Source organism: Variimorphobacter saccharofermentans (assembly GCF_014174405.1).
GTDB classification, from domain to species: Bacteria; Bacillota; Clostridia; order Lachnospirales; family Lachnospiraceae; genus Mobilitalea; species Mobilitalea saccharofermentans.
This window is the reverse complement of the sequence record NZ_JACEGA010000001.1, coordinates 90,131-107,580: the sequence shown is the minus strand read 5'-3', so window position 1 is coordinate 107,580 and position 17,450 is coordinate 90,131. Positions and strand designations below refer to the sequence as shown.

The following is a 17,450-nucleotide window of genomic DNA, read 5'->3' as shown; positions in this document are numbered from 1 at the left end:
TAGACTAATAATCCAACAACTGGGATGTCAGTTCAATCCTCTGTAGTCCTTTTATATTGAATAAAAGACGAATCTTGAATCCATTCTAGTGTTATCCCTATATAATATTATTAAATCATATTCCTATATTTTATCCATGTAGAAGTAATACGGCTCTTCCTATTTCATATACTAGAATTAACAAAAGCTATCGGGGTATATTTACTCTATTACCTGATACCCTATTAAAGGAGCGTTTATCATGGAACATAAAAGAGACAGAAATCCTTTACTTCTATTAGATAACAGCAATATGAATACCTTATTTAACGAAGGTGAATTCAAATGTACCAATATGACCTTTGAAGAGGCCAGAGAAATTGTCGGAATGTATGACAAGGATGACATTTTACTATGCTTCACACGCCCGGATACATATGATATTATTTTTAACTATATTGGTATTCCAAAAAAGGACTACCAATACAAGAACATTCGTAATATGAGGGTGAATCAGGACGGTATTATATTTAAAATATATATAACGCCTAGTGAAACCCAACCCATTATCTATGTAGACGGAGTTGAAGCGAAAAAAATTCAGAATGTTTATGTGTACTGTATGCATGTATTAAGAACAAAATAGCCATCTTGGAATCATTAGATTATGCTCCACTGTCCAGCCTCGAGCCGTACCATACTCAGTGGAGCATTTTCTTTTTATACTCATTTCATATATTTATTGCATATCTGGAAATAAAGTCTTATAATGTAGTCATTACAATAATTAATAATAGTAACTATTTTACCATAATTATGTATATTATTAATTGATTACCTAAATTCATGTAAAGGCAGGTTTTAACAATGAAAATCAAATGGAAAATCACTCTAGCGCTTGATCTTTTATTAGTAAGCATTACTGTTTTAATTACTCTTTTTTTTAGAGGAAAAATTACTGACATCGTAAGCAATAAAACCTTAAACGAACTGGATAATTATTCTTCTGTTGGACAAACTCTTTTGGATACTTACTATCCCGGTGAGTGGAGGTTAGATGGTAATAATCTGTATAAAGGTGATACCCTGTTAAATGAAAATTATGAAGTGATTGATCAGCTTTCTCAGGATACCGGTGCTTTAGTAACACTCTTCGCCGGTGACACGAGAATTGCAACCACAATACAGGATTCATCTGGAGCCAGACAGGTGGGCACCCAAGCATCAGAGGCTGTTATTGATGTTGTGCTTGGTAAATCCGAACCATATGTCGGGACCGCCGTAGTTCTCGGAAAAAAAGCTGATACATATTATACTCCGATCAAGGATGCAAAGGGCAATACCATCGGTATGTGGTTTGTTGGTATCTACTCTGAGGTAATCGATAAGGAAGTTAATCGTTCTATGGCTTCTATTACTCTCGTATCTTTTATCTTTATGCTATTAGGTTCTGTTGTAGCATATTTTATTGGAAACTTTATTGGAAATAATGTCAAATTGCTAAAGAAGGATATTGGTGAATTGGAAAATGGTAACTTTAACATACAATTCATCAGTAAACGTATCAACCGTAAAGATGAACTGGGTGATATTGTACGCTCCTTTATTCGTATGCAGGACCATATTAATTCCATTATAACTTCCATTAAAGAAGTGACAGAAAAAATCGAAGCTTCTTCCGAGCAACTGGCAGAAGGAGCAGACAATGTATATCGTGATGTAGAGGAAATCTCAGCTACAACGGAAGAATTATCCGCAGGTATGGAGGAAACCTCTGCTTCTACTGAAGAAATGAATGCTACTTCCGCTGTCATTGAGGAAGAAATCCTTCGAGTATATGATAAAACAACCCATGGTCAGAGCATTGCCACAGAAATTAAGGAACGTGCTGAGAATCTGATGAAGGTAGCTATTGACTCACAAAGAAATGCTGTTGAGATCTATAATACAACAAACAAAGAGCTGCGTAGCTCCATAGAAAAAGCATCCGCCATCGACGAGATTAAGAACTTAACACAAACCATATTAAAGCTGACTGCCCAGACAAATCTCCTAGCTTTAAATGCTTCGATTGAATCAGCACGGGCAGGAGAAGCCGGAAAGGGCTTTGCCGTTGTTGCGAACGAAATCGGATCTCTTGCTACAACATCAAAGAATGCAGTATCCCAAATCGAAGAAATCTCCAATGTGATCTCAACCGCAGTGGATGAGATTGTCACAAACTCCAAACGATTACTTGATTTTGTTGATTCCAAGGTAATTAAGGATTATGAGGTACTTGTACAGACCGGAGAGCAATATAATACGGATGCGAGTACGGTTGAAGAAATGGTAACTGAGATTATGAACTCTACATCTCAATTAAGCGAATCTATTACCTATATCCGCCGTTCCATTGAAGAAGTGTCCCATGCAACTACAGAAGGTACCAAGGGATCTACTGATATTGCAGAGAAATCCTCCTCCATCTTCCAAAAGACAGATATTGTATTGGAGAATGCGAACTCCAACAAAGAAATTGCTACGAAACTTAGTGATTTGGTAGAATTCTTTAAGATATAGAAAAGTCTATTATGCCCTACATTTGGTGAGCTTTAGTGTACACAACAATTTATAATCATTTTTAGTATATCTTCTATTTTCCATAAGATTTATAATGATAGTATACTATCGTGTAAATAAACTATTTGGAGGTACACTATGAAGACTTATCACCGTAATTTCATTTATGAAAGTAACGACTTCGAGAATTTATGTAAATTCATTGTTCAGTACAACTCATTAAAGAAGGAATTTTTTGTTTGGCATATTGGACGTATTGTTGACTGGAAATATAATCTTTCGAATTTTAAAAGGCATTTTCCCGATAATTACAATAAGGCAGCCCATTTATGGTTCGATTATTTCCATAATCTTATTGGTTTTGTAATTTCAGAAGAGTTTGATAATGAGTTTACGATAATTTTGAAAGAGCAATATTCATATTTATATCCAGAATTACTAGACTGGGTTAAAACAGAATGGGAAAATAAATATGACAAATTAGTTACATCAGCATTACAGACCGATACAGAATATATTAAATTCCTTGAAGATGCTGGATATAAAAGAAGTAATTGCCTTGAGATGACACGAGTGTTTCGTACAAGCTTATACAAAGATTATACTATTGAAGATTCGTCTGTATTCTTCCAAAGCATGTTTGAGAATTGTAATTATGAGGAACAAGCTAATCTTAGGACAAATGCCTGGTCAAAATCTTATAGTCATGAAATAGATATGCAGATTAAAGAATATACAAGGCAAAGCCCTATTTATAATGCCAAATTCGACTTTGTGTTAGTTAATAATGACGGTAAACATATATCTGGCTGTGAAGCCTTCATCGATTATGAAAACAATACTGCTGAAATCGAAAGGGTATGCACTCACTCTGACTATTATAATAGAGGATATGCTCAAATGGTTCTTAAGGCCTGTATGAAAAGGTTGTATGAAAACAATATAATGACCGCTTTTATTGGAGGCTCGTATGACAAGACTATTCACTTATATGGTAAGTTAGGGCATGTATCAGAGTATGCAAGGTACTTCTATGAATTACAAACAATTTCGTAAGAAAAGTAAACATAGAAACAGCCCTGTTTAGGAACAGGGCTGTTTCTTCTGGGAACAATATATAAGGGGGAGTATACATAATGAGTATTACATATACTTTTAGAGGTAAGCAATGTTAATATGTAATTAACTAAAATATCTTTTCAAGAGACCTTCAAAGGCTTTACCATGTCTGGCCTCATCCTTTGCCATCTCATGAACTGTATCGTGAATTGCATCCAGATTAGCTGCTTTCGCTCTGGTTGCGAGATCTTTCTTGCCCATGCATGCACCATTTTCTGCATCCACTCTCATTTGCAAATTTTTCTTAGTACTATCTGTTACAACTTCACCAAGAAGCTCAGCAAACTTTGCTGCGTGTTCAGCTTCTTCCCATGCGGCTTTCTCGTAGTATAAACCGATTTCCGGATATCCTTCTCTATGAGCTACTCTCGCCATAGCTAAGTACATTCCTACTTCAGTACATTCACCCATGTAATTATCTCTTAAGTCCTTGATGATGTCTTCACTAACGCCTTTAGCCACACCTACAACATGCTCATCTGCCCAGAATAATTCATCTGACTTCTCAGTAAATTTCTCTCTCGGCGCTTTGCAAATCGGACATGCTTCTGGAGCCTCCGGACCTTCATGAACATAACCACATATTTGACATACATACTTTTTCATACTATGATCTCCTTTTATTCACCCTAATTTTTTATAGTTCTAATATTACATATCAATATTAGTAACTATTATTGTTATATGTATAATACACTCCTTACTCTCTTTTGTCAATACCTATTTTGAATATTTTTCTATTTTATTATCCATAAAGCCCAGTCAAAATCACCTGGATACCTGATAAAATAAGAACAGGAAATATATCTTATGGCAGTGTATTTACAACTGCATCGAAATATATTTCCTGTTCCTTCTCTGCTAAACTCAGCACGACTGAGCTGAAACTGTTCTTTACTTTCTACTATTGGCAACAATCTGGACATTGACCATAAAAGAAGGTTACATGTCCTTCAATTTTACCAGGAAAACTAGCACCTGCGATTACATTAATATGATCTATAGATTCCATTTCTATATCCATAACTCTTCCGCAACCTTTACATAAGAAATGATAGTGCGGATCACAATTCCAGTCAAAGCGATCACTGCCGTCTTTGCAATTGATTTTTAATATCTCGCCTTGTTCCGCCAACAGGTTTAGGTTACGATATACTGTTCCTAAGCTGATATTGGGATAGGTCTGTCTTATATTCATATAGACCATATCTGCAGTAGGGTGCTCTTTGGTATGGGCAAGATACTCCTTTATCGCTTCTCTCTGTCTGCTGTACTTATTCACAGCCATATGCTATCTCCTTTCAATAATAGTAATTATTATTATATACTTCTTTACGTATAAAGTCAAGAAATGATCTCAGCTCTACACAAATATAACTACAGTACAGTCCACAGTCCGTATCTGATTGTAGCAGAAAGGAACAGATATATATCCTTCATATCAATTATTGCATAGTAGAATAAATTAACTAATGCAACTACTCCCATTCTGAATATATTTCTGTTCCTTTTTAATTACTTACGATTTGCCGGTTCTATATTAATGCTTTTTCCTTTTATCTTAGCCGATTTCATGACCTGTATTACATCGGATGCATATTCTCTTGGTACCTCAACGAAAGTATACTTATCATACATATCGATTGATCCAATAAGTTTTCCTGGCATACCGGTTTCTCCAGCTATAGCACCAAGGATATCTCCCGGTCTAACATTTTGCTTCTTACCAAGGTTAATGAAAAGTCTAACCATACCCGCTTCTGCTCCAGTATCTCCGAAGTCTTCCAGCAGACTATCCTCCTCTTTTCCCAGATCCTCTCCTATATACATCTTCAGAAAAGCAGCTGCTATGTCAAGAGAAGTATATTCCTCATCATTGACTCTCTCTTCAATCAGATTAACCATCTTGCTCAAATCCTCATTCTCAATGATGGATTTCAGCTTATCCAGTACCTTCTCTGCTTTCACAGCGGTGACATCATTAATTGAAGGGATGGGCTGTGCCTTAATCTTCGTCTTGCAATATCTCATAATATCTTTTAGCTTAAATACTTCTCTACCTACTACAAGGGTAAAGGCTCTTCCCTCCCGTCCGGCACGTCCGGTACGTCCGATACGATGTACATAATATTCATCATCCTGAGGAACGTCATAATTAAATACTGCCTCTACATCGTCCACATCAATTCCACGTGCGGCTACATCGGTTGCTACAAGAATCTCTGTTCTTCCGCTACGAAAGCTATGCATAACACGGTCTCGCTGTTGTTGCTTAAGGTCACCATGCAATCCTTCTGCAAAATATCCTCTTCCCTGTAATGCAGTTGTAAGCTCATCCACTTGTTTTTTCGTATTACAAAATACCAGCGAAAGCTTTGGATTATACATATCCAGAAGTCTTGAAAGAACATCCTCTTTATTTTTCGGACTAACTTCATAATAATACTGCTCAATTTTTGGAACGGTTAGCTCCTTTTTAACCACTCGTATCATCTCGGCATTGTTCTGATAGGTACGGGCAATCTCTAAGATAGGACCGGGCATCGTTGCTGAAAACAGAACCGTCTGCCTTTCCTCCGGTACCTGGCTGAGAATCGTTTCAATATCCTCTCGAAATCCCATATTCAGCATTTCATCTGCTTCGTCCAGTATAACCATGTTAACATTATCAAACCTCACTGTTTTACGTCGCATATGATCCATAACTCGTCCTGGAGTACCGATAATAATCTGTACACCGGATTTTAATGAACGAATCTGCTTTGAGATTTCTTGTCCTCCATATACTGGAAGTACCTTGATTCCATGCATGAATTGTGCTAATTTACGTACCTCGTCAGCTACCTGAATCGCAAGCTCTCTGGTCGGACATAATACAATTGCTTGTAAGCTTTTATTCTTTACGTCCACCTTCTGAAGTAACGGTATACCAAAGGCTGCTGTTTTACCAGTACCTGTCTGTGCCTGCCCAACAATATCCCTTCCCTGTAAAACGATCGGGATTGCTTTCGCTTGTATCGGCGACATTTCCTCAAACCCCATAGCTTCGACAGCTCGTATAATGCTGGGGTTTATTTCTAATTCTTCAAATTTTAATTTCTCCATATAATTCCTCATTTCTATATTGTCAAATGGCATCCTTGAGAATATCCATCTTGCTTCGTTGCATATTTAAATATTCTCATTGTATCCCTTATCATATATTCTCCACCAGATTATCCTACTATGTAGAAATTCCGGGCAATCATCATTTTCGGATTGGACGATAAGTCATCCGTAAAAATAGCTCTTAGTCCTTTGGACCAAGAGCTGAATCATTTAATATTAATGAAACAGATACTTTGCGTAGTATAACATTCCAACTATCCCTTGTCAAGGTATTTTCTAATTGAGCAAATCATCTTGAAATCATCTATCTGTTTCTAACACCTTTGTGGTTGGAAGCATTTTTCTTTCGACTACCCTTAATCGTATCTTTTCCATACTGTGTATTTCGTTGCTTGCTATTCCCTTTATTCAATTTATCTTGTTTCTTTACATTAGCGGCCTTACTTATCTTCGTCTTCGCATTATTCTCATTATTCTTTGATTTCTCAATCCAGCGTCTTTCCTTCGACAACTGTCTTGGTCGAATGAGACACTTCTTATCGAAGCCCACCAGATCCATACGATCCGCCTTCTTAAGAGCCTCCATCACCAAATCGTAATTTTTCGGATTACGATACTGGATCAGGGCCCGCTGCATTGCTTTCTCATGTGGTGACTTTGGAACATAAACTTCCTCAAGGGTTCGAGGATCTAAACCCGTATAATACATACAGGTGGATATTGTGGATGGTGTGGGATAGAAATCCTGCACCTGTTCCGGCATATACCCCATATCTCTTAAATATTCAGCCAGCTTAACTGCCTGTTTCAGGGTGGATCCGGGATGAGAAGATATTAAGTAAGGAACCAGGAACTGCTTTTTACCTATTTTCTCATTAATTTTCTTGAATTTTGCCTGAAACCTTTCATAAACTGAGTTTTCTGGCTTACCCATCAATCCCAGTACACTATCGCAGATGTGCTCCGGTGCCACTTTTAACTGGCCACTGACATGGTGCTCACATAGCTCCTTAAAGAAGGTATCATCCTGGTCCGTCATAAGATAATCAAATCTAATACCCGAACGTATAAACACCTTCTTAACATTTGGCAGAGCTCTCAACTTGCGAAGAAGTGCTAAATAATCAGTATGATCTACTTTCAGGCTTTTACAAGGCTCAGGGAATAAGCATTGTTTATGAATACAGGCACCCTTTGTGGTTTGCTTTGCACAGGCCGTATGACGGAAGTTGGCCGTCGGCCCACCCACGTCATGAATATATCCCTTAAAATCCTTATCCCATACCAGCTGATTCGCTTCTGCTACAATCGATTCATGGCTTCGGGTCTGCAGAATGCGGCCCTGATGAAATGTCAATGCGCAGTAATTACAGCCTCCGAAGCAGCCGCGATTGCTAACCAGGCTAAATTTAACCTCTTCGATAGCCGGTATTCCACCATCCTTCTGATAGACCGGATGATAATCCCTCATATAGGGCAGAGAGTAGATCCGGTCCATCTCCGTTTGCGTCAGTGGTTTCGCTGGCGGGTTCTGTACCACATATTCGTTTTCTTTATACTGCTCCACTAATCTCTTACCGGAAAAAGGATCCGTGTTACAGTATTGAATATAAAAGCTTTTAGCAAATTCTTTTTTACTTTCCACAATGCTTTGAAAGCTCGGTAGCACTGTTGCATCATATACCGAATCCAGATTACTTGCTTTGAATACCGTTCCATTAATAAATGTAATATCTTTGATATCGAGCCCGCTATCCAGCGCCTCCGCAATCTCTACAATGGAATGCTCGCCCATTCCATAAGAAATGATATCAGCCTGCGAGTCCAGTAATATGGATCGCTTAACTTTATCACTCCAATAATCATAATGGGCGAGTCTTCTTAAGCTTGCTTCTATTCCACCGATAATAATCGGTTTTTTCTTATATTGCTTTCTGATAAGATTACAATAAACCGTTGTGGCATGATCCGGTCGTTTACCCATAACTCCACCCGGAGAATAGGCATCTGTCTGTCTTCGTTTCTTGGCAACGGAATAATGGTTTACCATGGAGTCCATATTGCCACCACTCACCAAAAATCCGAGTCTTGGTTCTCCCAAAAGAGTTATACTGTGGCTGTCCTTCCAATCCGGTTGCGCAATGATGCCAACCTTAAAACCGTGACTTTCCAGTACACGGCTGATAATAGCCGGACCAAAGGAGGGATGGTCCACATAGGCGTCCCCTATAACAAATACGAAGTCGCACTGATCCCACCCCCTTTGTTCCATGTCACTTTTATTAATCGGTAAATAATCTCTATGCATATTTTTTTCTTTCTTTATAATTAGATCTCCACTGCCTGTGCTTCCACAAAATCAATGGCTTTTTGCCATAACAGAGTTTCCTTAATTACATCCTCCGTAATATACTCTATTAGCTGCTCTTCTGATTCATAGCCATATTCATCAACAATCTGTTTCAGTCCATCCTTATACTCCTGATCGGATAGCTCCATCTTTTCTGCTGTGACAATTGCATTCAGAACCAGTTCCTGTTTTGCTCTATTCTCTGCATAAGCTTTTGCTTCCTGTGCTACACTTTCCTCCGTCATATTATTGGCAGCAAGGAAATCCGCGTATTCCATACCATACTGAGAAGCAAAGCTCTTATAATAGCTTACAACCTCATAAGTGTAATAATCGATCAGTGTCTGCGGGTAAGAGATAATCTCAGCATTATCAATAACGGTTGTCATAACGCTGTTAACCTTGTTATTCTTCATGGTTTCCTTGTTTTCTTCCTCTAAACGTGTACGCTCTGCTGCCTTATAGGCTTCTATTGAATCATATTCAGTATTATTCTTCACGTATTCTTCTGTTAATTCAGGTACTACTGTTTTCTTAATAGCATTTAAGGTAACCTTAAATACTACAGGTTGTCCTGCTAACTCCTCAGACGGATATTCCTCAGGAAATGAAAGGTTAATATCTCTCTTCTCACCAACCTTCATACCGATAATCTGATCTTCAAAGCCAGGGATGAAGGTTCCTGATCCTATCGTTAAATCGTATCCTGTAGCAGTGCCACCATCAAAAGCAACACCATCCTTAAGTCCTTCATAGTCTATATTTGCAATATCGCCAGACTCTACTGCTCTGCCGGTTACTTCTTCTTCTGTTGCATGTGCCTCCAAGTCCGCTCGAATAGCCGCCTCAACATCTTCATCTGTAACCTCTAATTTATCTACCGTAACTTCAATTCCCTTATACTGTCCAAGCTTAACATAATCATTTACATTATAGTCTTCTTTCACGGGTGCCTCATCCACTGCACCTGCAGTATCTGTTGTGTCTTCTGAAGCTGTATTATCAGGAGCTTCTGTTACAGTTGGGCCATCAGAAGTTTGATTGGTTTCAGAATCATTCTTAGAGTCTTTCTTACCACAGCCCCCTGCTAATGCAAGAATGCTTATACTTAATACCAAATACACTATTTTTTTCTTCATTCTTATAATTCCTTCCTCTTTCCTAAATCGGTTGTATAAGTACTATGACCGAAATAATTTTATGCGTTACTATACATGGTTATATCATATTTTCAAGTAAAAAGAAAGCAAAAAACATCATTTCACAAATATTTCATGATGTTGAACAAATCATAAATTGCTCCGGTTAAATGATTACTAATATGAAATACGATAAAAGGTATATTATCACGTGTCCGGGTGAATGTCCCTCCGTGATAATATACCTTTATAAATGTTATTTATTATGTACTCTCAGATATTTGTAATTATATCTTCTCAAAACGATCTACATCCATTACAAATATAGTTGCTCCTCCCACATGTACCACTGTATTCATAGAAGCATACTCTATATTTCCAACCGGATTCGTAAAAATCTGCTGCCTTGGACCGCATTTTTCTTTCACAATATCAATTACCTCATCCACCTTCGGTTCATCCGTTCCAATCATCAAGGTTGTATTCCCTTCTCTAAGAAAACCTCCCGTGGATGCCAGCTTAGTAACATAGAATCCTTTTTTATTTAACGCTTCTGTTACGTAGCCACTGTCAATATTTCGGACAATTACATAAATTAATTTCATAAAATCCCGTCCTTTCTAATTAGCTGATCTCGTGAAAACGGTACCAGATTGATATATTTGAACAGTTTCTTATGTATACTCTATTTCTAATTTCATTATAATATAACGTTAGGGGAATGTAAAGTTTGTTATCATAGATTACTACAATTCACAACGATAAATAACGTAAGGGGTGGCGACTAATAAAAAAGCAGCGATTATGACTTACCATAATCGCTGCCAGTATATTATACCGTATCCCCCTATGATTTACTATTTTATACCATCACGCCAGCGAATACACTGTTGTATTCTTTTGCCGTCATCTCCTTGCTCCTTGTCATAAGCAAACTGATTCAATAATGAGCAGGGGAAATCCTGACATTGTCCGCAATGCTCCAGCTTCTTGTTCTCACAACAAGATTTAACCGGACATTGCTCTCCCCAAAATGGTTTTTTAATATTCGTGCAGCCTGCACAATTCATACTTTCCCTATACTCACATTCGTTAATCATAATTCGACAAGCAATAAAATAAGGGCGCTGTTGTTTAATTAACAACGGTGATTATGACTTGCCATAATGCACTGTCAAAAGAACATATTGTTAATTCTGTATGGATAAAGACGAACTTTTATGTTCATCTGAGACATACAGAATTGACAATGTGTACTTCTGTTCTGTGTGTGAGGTAAGTCATAATCACTGTAAGTATATTATACAACAGCGCCCTCGTTATTTAACTAATTATTATCACTGTTCTGAATTTATGACTAAGATGCCACCGCAAGGACTATGCTAGCTTTTCTACACCGAGTGTTACCTCTTCGCCGTTGAGGTTCCAATCCTTCGTATAACCCTTTGCCTCATCAAAGATCAATTCATTTGCAAGTACTTCCGATTTGATCTCCTCCGCATTGCGTTTCATGATATCCTTAATCTTCTCATTTCCGCTTTGTGATACGCGAATATGATCCATTACCTCAAAGTCTGCTTCCTTACGCATAGTTTGAATTTTACTGATGATTTCTCTGACATATCCCTCTTCAATGAGTTCCTCAGTCAGATTTGTATCCAGAACCACGGTTATTCCATAATCCGAGTCGGAAACAAAGCCTTCCGTCTGTGCCGCCTCAATCAGTAAGTCATCCTTATCAAGCTCTACTTCCACTCCATCTACAACAATCTTCAGCTTACCGGTTGCATTGATCTGGTCCATCGCCTCATTGCCATTAAGCTCTGCCAGTATAGTACGAACCGTACCAATCTGTTTACCGAACTTCGGACCTAATGTTTTAAGTTGAGGTTTAAAGGTATAGGAAGTAAAGTTACGTACATCCTGTGTAAATTGAACCGTCTTTACATTTAGCTCATCTGCGATGATATCGGTATAAAAGTCACTCAGAGTTGCATCTGCTTTGACATACATGGTTCCAATGGGCTGACGGTTCTTTATATTCGCTGCATTTCGACAAGCACGACCAAGTACTACGATATCAAGAACCTCCTCCATGTTTGCTTCCAGCTCAGTATCAATCCAAGCTTCCTCATATGTCGGATATTCGCACAAGTGAATACTCTTCGGTGCATTTAAATCCAAATTCACCACCAGATTCTGATAGATATCTTCTGTCATAAACGGTATAAATGGAGCTGCCAGCTTAGAGACCGTAACCAGAGCGGTATACAATGTCATATATGCATTTATTTTATCCTGGGGCATTCCTTTCGCCCAGAAGCGCTCCCTGCTGCGTCTTACATACCAGTTGGATAATTCGTCAACGAAGTCTGCCATCGCTCTGGCTCCCTCAGTAATACGATACTGATCCAGATGTTCATCCACAGTTTTTACAAGAGTATTCAGCTTCGAAAGAAGCCATTTATCCATAACCGGTAGTTTATTGTAATCCAATTGATACTTCGTAGCATCAAAATCGTCAATATTGGCATAAAGAACAAAGAAAGCATAAGTATTCCACAGGGTACCCATGAATTTTCTCTGTCCTTCCGTAACCGCACCATGATGGAAACGATTAGGAAGCCATAAAGCGGAGTTTGTATAGAAATACCAACGGATTGCATCTGCTCCGTGTTGTTCCAGTGCTTCAAATGGATCTACTGCATTTCCCTTAGATTTGGACATCTTCTGTCCGTTTTCATCCTGTACATGACCCAGAACGATACAATTCTTAAAAGGTGCCTTACCAAAGATAAGAGTGGATATCGCCAGCAGAGAGTAGAACCAGCCTCTGGTTTGATCAACCGCTTCACTGATAAAGTCAGCCGGGAAGCGTTCCTCAAATATTTCTTTATTCTCAAATGGATAATGCCATTGCGCAAATGGCATGGAACCAGAATCATACCAACAATCAATAACCGGTTTCACACGGGTCATTTCCTTACCACATTCCGGACACTTAATTGTCACTGCATCAATAAATGGTCTATGGAGTTCAACATTTTCCGGACAATTGTCGGACATGGATCTTAACTCTTCTATACTTCCGATACAATGACGATGCCCATCCTCACATTCCCAAATCGGTAGAGGAGTTCCCCAATAGCGATCACGTGACAGACCCCAGTCCTGAACATTCTTTAGCCAGTCGCCGAAGCGTCCCTGTCCAATACTCTCAGGCATCCAATTGATCGTATTATTATTTGCAATCAGCTCATCCTTAACCGCTGTCATTTTAATAAACCAGGATTCTCTTGCATAGTAAATCAAAGGAGTGTCACAACGCCAGCAGAACGGGTAGCTATGCTCAAACTTTAATACCTTGAATAATAGTCCTTTTGCTGCCAGAGCCTTCATAATCGGTTCATCAGCCTCTTTGCAGAACATACCTGCAAAATCCGTTGCTTCCGGCTTAAATTCACCCTTTCCGTCAATCAGCTGAACAAACGGTAAATCGTATGCCTTACCCACTCTGTTATCATCTTCACCGAAGGCAGGTGCAATATGAACAACACCGGTACCATCGGTTAATGTAACATAATGATCACAGGTAACAAAGTAGGCTTTTTTATCAGTCTTAGCATAATCGAATAACGGTTCATATTCTTTATATTCCAAATCCTTACCGGTAAAGGTTTCTTCAATTTGATAGTCTCCTTCAATTACACTAAGAAGTGCTTCTGCAAGAATATATTTCTCTGTTCCAACAGCAACAGGCGCCTCATGCTCATGATCCTTTCCGTGATCATGTCCACAGGAACAGTTACCCTTTCCAATAACATTTCCCTTCGCATCCACGGATACCTTAACTTTCACATAGGTTTCATCCGGGTTTACACAAAGGCCCACATTCGAAGGCAATGTCCAGGGGGTGGTAGTCCAAGCCAGAATGTATTCGTTATCCGTACCCTTTAAACGGAACTTAGCGATAACCGATTTCTCCTTAACATCCTTATAGCCCTGTGCAACCTCATGACTGGATAAGGGGGTACCACATCTCGGGCAGTAAGGTACAATTTTAAAGCCTTTGTACAGTAAGCCTTTCTCCCAAATCTGCTTTAAAGACCACCATTCGGATTCTATATAATCATTATGGTAAGTAACGTAAGGATCCTCCATATCAGCCCAGAAGCCTACCGTTCCGGAAAAATCCTCCCACATTCCTTTGTATTTCCAAACACTTTCCTTACATTTCTGAATAAACGGCTCCAATCCATAGGCCTCGATTTGCTCTTTTCCATCTATCCCAAGAAGCTTCTCCACTTCAAGCTCTACGGGAAGTCCATGAGTATCCCAGCCGGCCTTACGAAGAACATTATTGCCCTTCATAGTTCTATATCTCGGAATGATATCCTTAATTACTCTTGTAAGTACGTGGCCAATGTGAGGTTTACCATTCGCTGTTGGCGGCCCGTCATAAAAGGTATAGGACTTAGCCCCTTTCCTCTCTTCAATGCTGGCTTCAAAAATCTGATTTTCCCGCCAGAAATTAAGAACCTTTTTCTCTCTCTCGACAAAGTTCAAATCCGTAGACACCTTATCGTACATGTGAATCCTCCTTTAAAGTATATAAAATTAATAAAAATGTTGCAGGAGGATTTATCCTCCCTTAAATAATTATAATATACAATAACTCGAAGGAGGAATTTTCCTCCTTTAAAGTATATAAAATTGATAAATATTGACTTACAAACTAAAAAAGCTCTCATCCGAAAAAGGATGAGAGCTATGCTATCATTTAACCACCTGTTTCACGTACTCTGCAATAACATGCATTTATACATTATCTATATAACGGTAGATACCGGCTTAACCTACTTGGAGGGGTATGAACCCACCTTTGGGTCTTGCAACTAGGGAGTGATTTTCAGTCATCTGCTACTCATACCGGGCTTACACTGTCCCCGGCTCGCTGAAACTTTTGCCTAATGCTTACTCTCTCCGTCATCGTTTTTATCGTATATCGATTTTTGATAATAATATTATATAAAATCAAGATTGTCAAGAGGTTTCCCCAAAATCAGCCATTCTCAAACTATTGCTTTTCATTGACTTCTTAATTTATAAAAAATTTTCTGTTGACAAAGTATAGGTCGTATTGTATTATGGTCTTGCGGTTAGTTAGTCAAGCAACTAACCAGATAACAAAAGGAGGGTTTTCTGTGGTAATTAATTTTGAATCGGATAAACCAATCTTTCTTCAAATAGCAGAAGGAATTGAAGGCGCTATATTGTCCGGAGCATATGAAGAGGAAAGCCAGATTCCATCCATAACTGAGTTTTCGGTAACCTATAAGATTAATCCGGCAACGGCACTGAAAGGAATTAATATACTTGTTGAGAATGGAATTGTGTATAAGAAGCGTGGTCTCGGAATGTTCGTATCTACCGGAGCGAGAAATAAGCTCTGCAGCAAAAGAAGGGAACAATTTTACTCCAGCTATATACTAGATGTGGTTGAAGAAGCCAAAAGGCTAGATTTATCGGAATTAGAAGTAAAATCAATGATAGAAAGAGGGTTTAAGGAATGAATTGTGTAGAAGTAAAACATGTTACCAAGAACTTTGGAAACACCTGCGCATTAGATGATATCTGTTTAAGCTTTGAGGAAAATAAAATTTATGGATTGCTCGGAAGGAACGGCGCTGGTAAATCCACTTTACTTAATGTTATTACAAATCGTATCTATGCTGATCAGGGTGAAGTATATGTCAATGGGGAGCCCGTAAAGGATAATGATAAAGCATTGGGGCAGCTTTATTTGATGAGTGAGAAGACCTATTATCCGGAGAAAATGAAGATTAAGGATATTTTTAAATGGACAAAAACCTTTTATCCTGATTTTGACGAAGAGTATGCCGCTAATCTGGCAGAACGTTTTGGGCTAAAGCTTACAAAGAATGTAAAGTCCCTTTCCACAGGCTATACCTCCATATTTAAGCTGATTATTGCATTATCTGTTAATACACCTTACATTTTTCTAGATGAGCCCGTGCTGGGTCTTGATGCGAATCATAGAGATTTATTCTATCGTATCCTTCTGGAGAAATATAGTGAAAATCCCTGTACGATTGTCATTTCTACTCACTTAATTGAAGAGATTTCGAATTTAATAGAAAATATTATCATTATAAAGAAGAGTAAAATTATTCGAAACGAATCCTGTGAATCGTTACTTGCAGGGGGATATACTGTATCTGGTAGCACCGCTTTAGTTGATTCTTATATTAGTGGCAAAAATGTTATCGGAATTGACTCTCTTGGTGGTCTAAAATCAGCATATATCCTCGGTAAAAAAGAGGAAGAATTACCCGATGGGCTGGAGGTATCTAAACTTGACTTACAAAAATTATTTGTACAGCTTACGAATTAAGGAGGGAGATTGTTATGAATATATTAGCATCCTATCGTTACCAAATGGAAGATAATAAAAAAGGGGTAGGAGTCTATTATCTGGTTATAGCATGTGTATTTGCTTTTTTCTTTATTATGACACTGCTATTAGATACCCTAGGCGACCCTGTCTCTGGGCAATTAGGCGGTTTTGATTTCGCTACCATTATATTTTTATTTGTTGCCAGTCTGAATTCTTTTAAAGAGAACTTCGGTATGCTTTTACAAAATGGCATTTCCCGAAAGACTCTCTTTTATGGAAGACTTTTGACCTCTGTCTCAATTGCTTTTGTTATGGCAATCATTGATAAATTGTTATTACTGGCATTTAAGGCTTTATCCTCTTCTACGGACGGCAATTTAGTTTGTTCTTCCCTATTTGAACAAGCATATCAGTTTAATAATGATCAGCTAAGCACACATTTCATTAGCTTTTTACTCAGTCTCTTGCTATACATGACTATCTCCTCGATCGGATATTTTATAACCATACTATATTACCGTTTGGGGAAATCAGGGAAAATTGCGGTTAGTGTAGCTCTTCCTGTAGGTTTATTTATGGTATTTCCCTTATTAGATTATATCCTTACAAGAGGGAGAATATCTGCCAGAATATCCATCCTTATTGATACAGCTTTTGGTCTGTCAACCAATCGCCCCGGCAATGCTATGATAACCTGTCTGCTCCTATTTATACTACTTAGCTTAATTAGCTGGTTAATGATAAAAAGAGCAGCAATAAAAGAGTAAAAGAATAC

14 protein-coding genes are annotated in these 17,450 nt (G+C 38.2%); 6 read left to right on the top strand and 8 right to left on the bottom strand.

Annotation, left to right across the window (positions count from 1 at the left end):
* The first annotated feature begins 241 nt into the window (after window positions 1–241).
* From H0486_RS00485 to H0486_RS00475, 3 genes are all read left to right on the top strand, one after another.
* Entirely contained in the window at window positions 242–625 is a 384-nt protein-coding gene (locus H0486_RS00485; protein WP_228351151.1) for a hypothetical protein, read from the top strand.
* 221 nt (window positions 626–846) lie between these two features.
* Complete coding sequence (locus tag H0486_RS00480) at window positions 847–2,541, top strand: methyl-accepting chemotaxis protein (RefSeq protein ID WP_228351150.1); 1,695 nt, start codon at window positions 847–849, stop codon at window positions 2,539–2,541.
* Window positions 2,542–2,679: 138 nt separating this feature from the next.
* Window positions 2,680–3,597, top strand: coding sequence for a GNAT family N-acetyltransferase (locus H0486_RS00475; RefSeq protein ID WP_228351149.1), 918 nt, complete (start codon window positions 2,680–2,682; stop codon window positions 3,595–3,597).
* A 126-nt stretch (window positions 3,598–3,723) separates the two neighbouring features.
* On the opposite strand, the gene H0486_RS00470 is transcribed toward H0486_RS00475, so the two are convergent.
* The 8 genes from H0486_RS00470 to ileS form a co-directional block, all read right to left on the bottom strand.
* Window positions 3,724–4,266 (bottom strand): NADH peroxidase, encoded by a 543-nt coding sequence (locus tag H0486_RS00470; protein ID WP_228351148.1) that lies wholly within the window; start codon window positions 4,264–4,266, stop codon window positions 3,724–3,726.
* Window positions 4,267–4,564: 298 nt separating this feature from the next.
* Window positions 4,565–4,948, bottom strand: coding sequence for a Fur family transcriptional regulator (locus tag H0486_RS00465; RefSeq protein ID WP_228351147.1), 384 nt, complete (start codon window positions 4,946–4,948; stop codon window positions 4,565–4,567).
* Between the two features lie 227 nt (window positions 4,949–5,175).
* On the bottom strand, window positions 5,176–6,765 hold the full coding sequence (locus H0486_RS00460) for a DEAD/DEAH box helicase (RefSeq protein WP_228351146.1): 1,590 nt from the start codon (window positions 6,763–6,765) through the stop codon (window positions 5,176–5,178).
* Window positions 6,766–7,072: 307 nt separating this feature from the next.
* The gene (locus H0486_RS00455; protein ID WP_228351145.1) at window positions 7,073–9,076 is read right to left on the bottom strand and encodes a YgiQ family radical SAM protein; all 2,004 of its coding nucleotides are present in this window, start codon (window positions 9,074–9,076) and stop codon (window positions 7,073–7,075) included.
* A gap of 20 nt (window positions 9,077–9,096) precedes the next feature.
* On the bottom strand, window positions 9,097–10,257 hold the full coding sequence (tig, locus tag H0486_RS00450) for a trigger factor (RefSeq protein ID WP_228351144.1): 1,161 nt from the start codon (window positions 10,255–10,257) through the stop codon (window positions 9,097–9,099).
* A 287-nt stretch (window positions 10,258–10,544) separates the two neighbouring features.
* Window positions 10,545–10,862: a cyclic-di-AMP receptor gene (locus tag H0486_RS00445; protein ID WP_228351143.1), complete on the bottom strand. Its 318-nt coding sequence runs from the start codon at window positions 10,860–10,862 to the stop codon at window positions 10,545–10,547.
* Window positions 10,863–11,114: 252 nt separating this feature from the next.
* The gene (locus tag H0486_RS00440) at window positions 11,115–11,357 is read right to left on the bottom strand and encodes a DUF3795 domain-containing protein (RefSeq protein ID WP_228351142.1); all 243 of its coding nucleotides are present in this window, start codon (window positions 11,355–11,357) and stop codon (window positions 11,115–11,117) included.
* A 277-nt stretch (window positions 11,358–11,634) separates the two neighbouring features.
* Entirely contained in the window at window positions 11,635–14,847 is a 3,213-nt protein-coding gene (gene ileS, locus H0486_RS00435) for an isoleucine--tRNA ligase (RefSeq protein ID WP_228351141.1), read from the bottom strand.
* Window positions 14,848–15,461: 614 nt separating this feature from the next.
* Here ileS and H0486_RS00430 point away from each other — a divergent pair.
* From H0486_RS00430 to H0486_RS00420, 3 genes are read left to right on the top strand one after another with little or no spacing between them, the layout of a single operon-like run.
* Window positions 15,462–15,830, top strand: a complete 369-nt coding sequence (locus H0486_RS00430; protein WP_228351140.1) for a GntR family transcriptional regulator — start codon at window positions 15,462–15,464, stop codon at window positions 15,828–15,830.
* Entirely contained in the window at window positions 15,827–16,672 is an 846-nt protein-coding gene (locus tag H0486_RS00425) for an ATP-binding cassette domain-containing protein (RefSeq protein ID WP_228351139.1), read from the top strand. The genes H0486_RS00430 and H0486_RS00425 overlap by 4 nt, the downstream gene beginning before the upstream one ends.
* Window positions 16,673–16,686: 14 nt before the next feature.
* Complete coding sequence (locus tag H0486_RS00420; RefSeq protein WP_228351138.1) at window positions 16,687–17,442, top strand: hypothetical protein; 756 nt, start codon at window positions 16,687–16,689, stop codon at window positions 17,440–17,442.
* Window positions 17,443–17,450 lie beyond the last annotated feature (8 nt).

What these genes read in the sequence shown, in the direction of transcription:
- H0486_RS00440 (WP_228351142.1), bottom strand. Translation starts at nt 11,357, where the DNA reads ATGATTAACGAATGTGAGTATAGGGAAAGTATGAATTGTGCAGGCTGC.
- ileS (WP_228351141.1), bottom strand. Translation starts at nt 14,847, where the DNA reads ATGTACGATAAGGTGTCTACGGATTTGAACTTTGTCGAGAGAGAGAAA.
- tig (WP_228351144.1), bottom strand. Translation starts at nt 10,257, where the DNA reads ATGAAGAAAAAAATAGTGTATTTGGTATTAAGTATAAGCATTCTTGCA.
- H0486_RS00445 (WP_228351143.1), bottom strand. Translation starts at nt 10,862, where the DNA reads ATGAAATTAATTTATGTAATTGTCCGAAATATTGACAGTGGCTACGTA.
- H0486_RS00425 (WP_228351139.1), top strand. Translation starts at nt 15,827, where the DNA reads ATGAATTGTGTAGAAGTAAAACATGTTACCAAGAACTTTGGAAACACC.
- H0486_RS00470 (WP_228351148.1), bottom strand. Translation starts at nt 4,266, where the DNA reads ATGAAAAAGTATGTATGTCAAATATGTGGTTATGTTCATGAAGGTCCG.
- H0486_RS00480 (WP_228351150.1), top strand. Translation starts at nt 847, where the DNA reads ATGAAAATCAAATGGAAAATCACTCTAGCGCTTGATCTTTTATTAGTA.
- H0486_RS00460 (WP_228351146.1), bottom strand. Translation starts at nt 6,765, where the DNA reads ATGGAGAAATTAAAATTTGAAGAATTAGAAATAAACCCCAGCATTATA.
- H0486_RS00420 (WP_228351138.1), top strand. Translation starts at nt 16,687, where the DNA reads ATGAATATATTAGCATCCTATCGTTACCAAATGGAAGATAATAAAAAA.
- H0486_RS00475 (WP_228351149.1), top strand. Translation starts at nt 2,680, where the DNA reads ATGAAGACTTATCACCGTAATTTCATTTATGAAAGTAACGACTTCGAG.
- H0486_RS00465 (WP_228351147.1), bottom strand. Translation starts at nt 4,948, where the DNA reads ATGGCTGTGAATAAGTACAGCAGACAGAGAGAAGCGATAAAGGAGTAT.
- H0486_RS00485 (WP_228351151.1), top strand. Translation starts at nt 242, where the DNA reads ATGGAACATAAAAGAGACAGAAATCCTTTACTTCTATTAGATAACAGC.
- H0486_RS00455 (WP_228351145.1), bottom strand. Translation starts at nt 9,076, where the DNA reads ATGCATAGAGATTATTTACCGATTAATAAAAGTGACATGGAACAAAGG.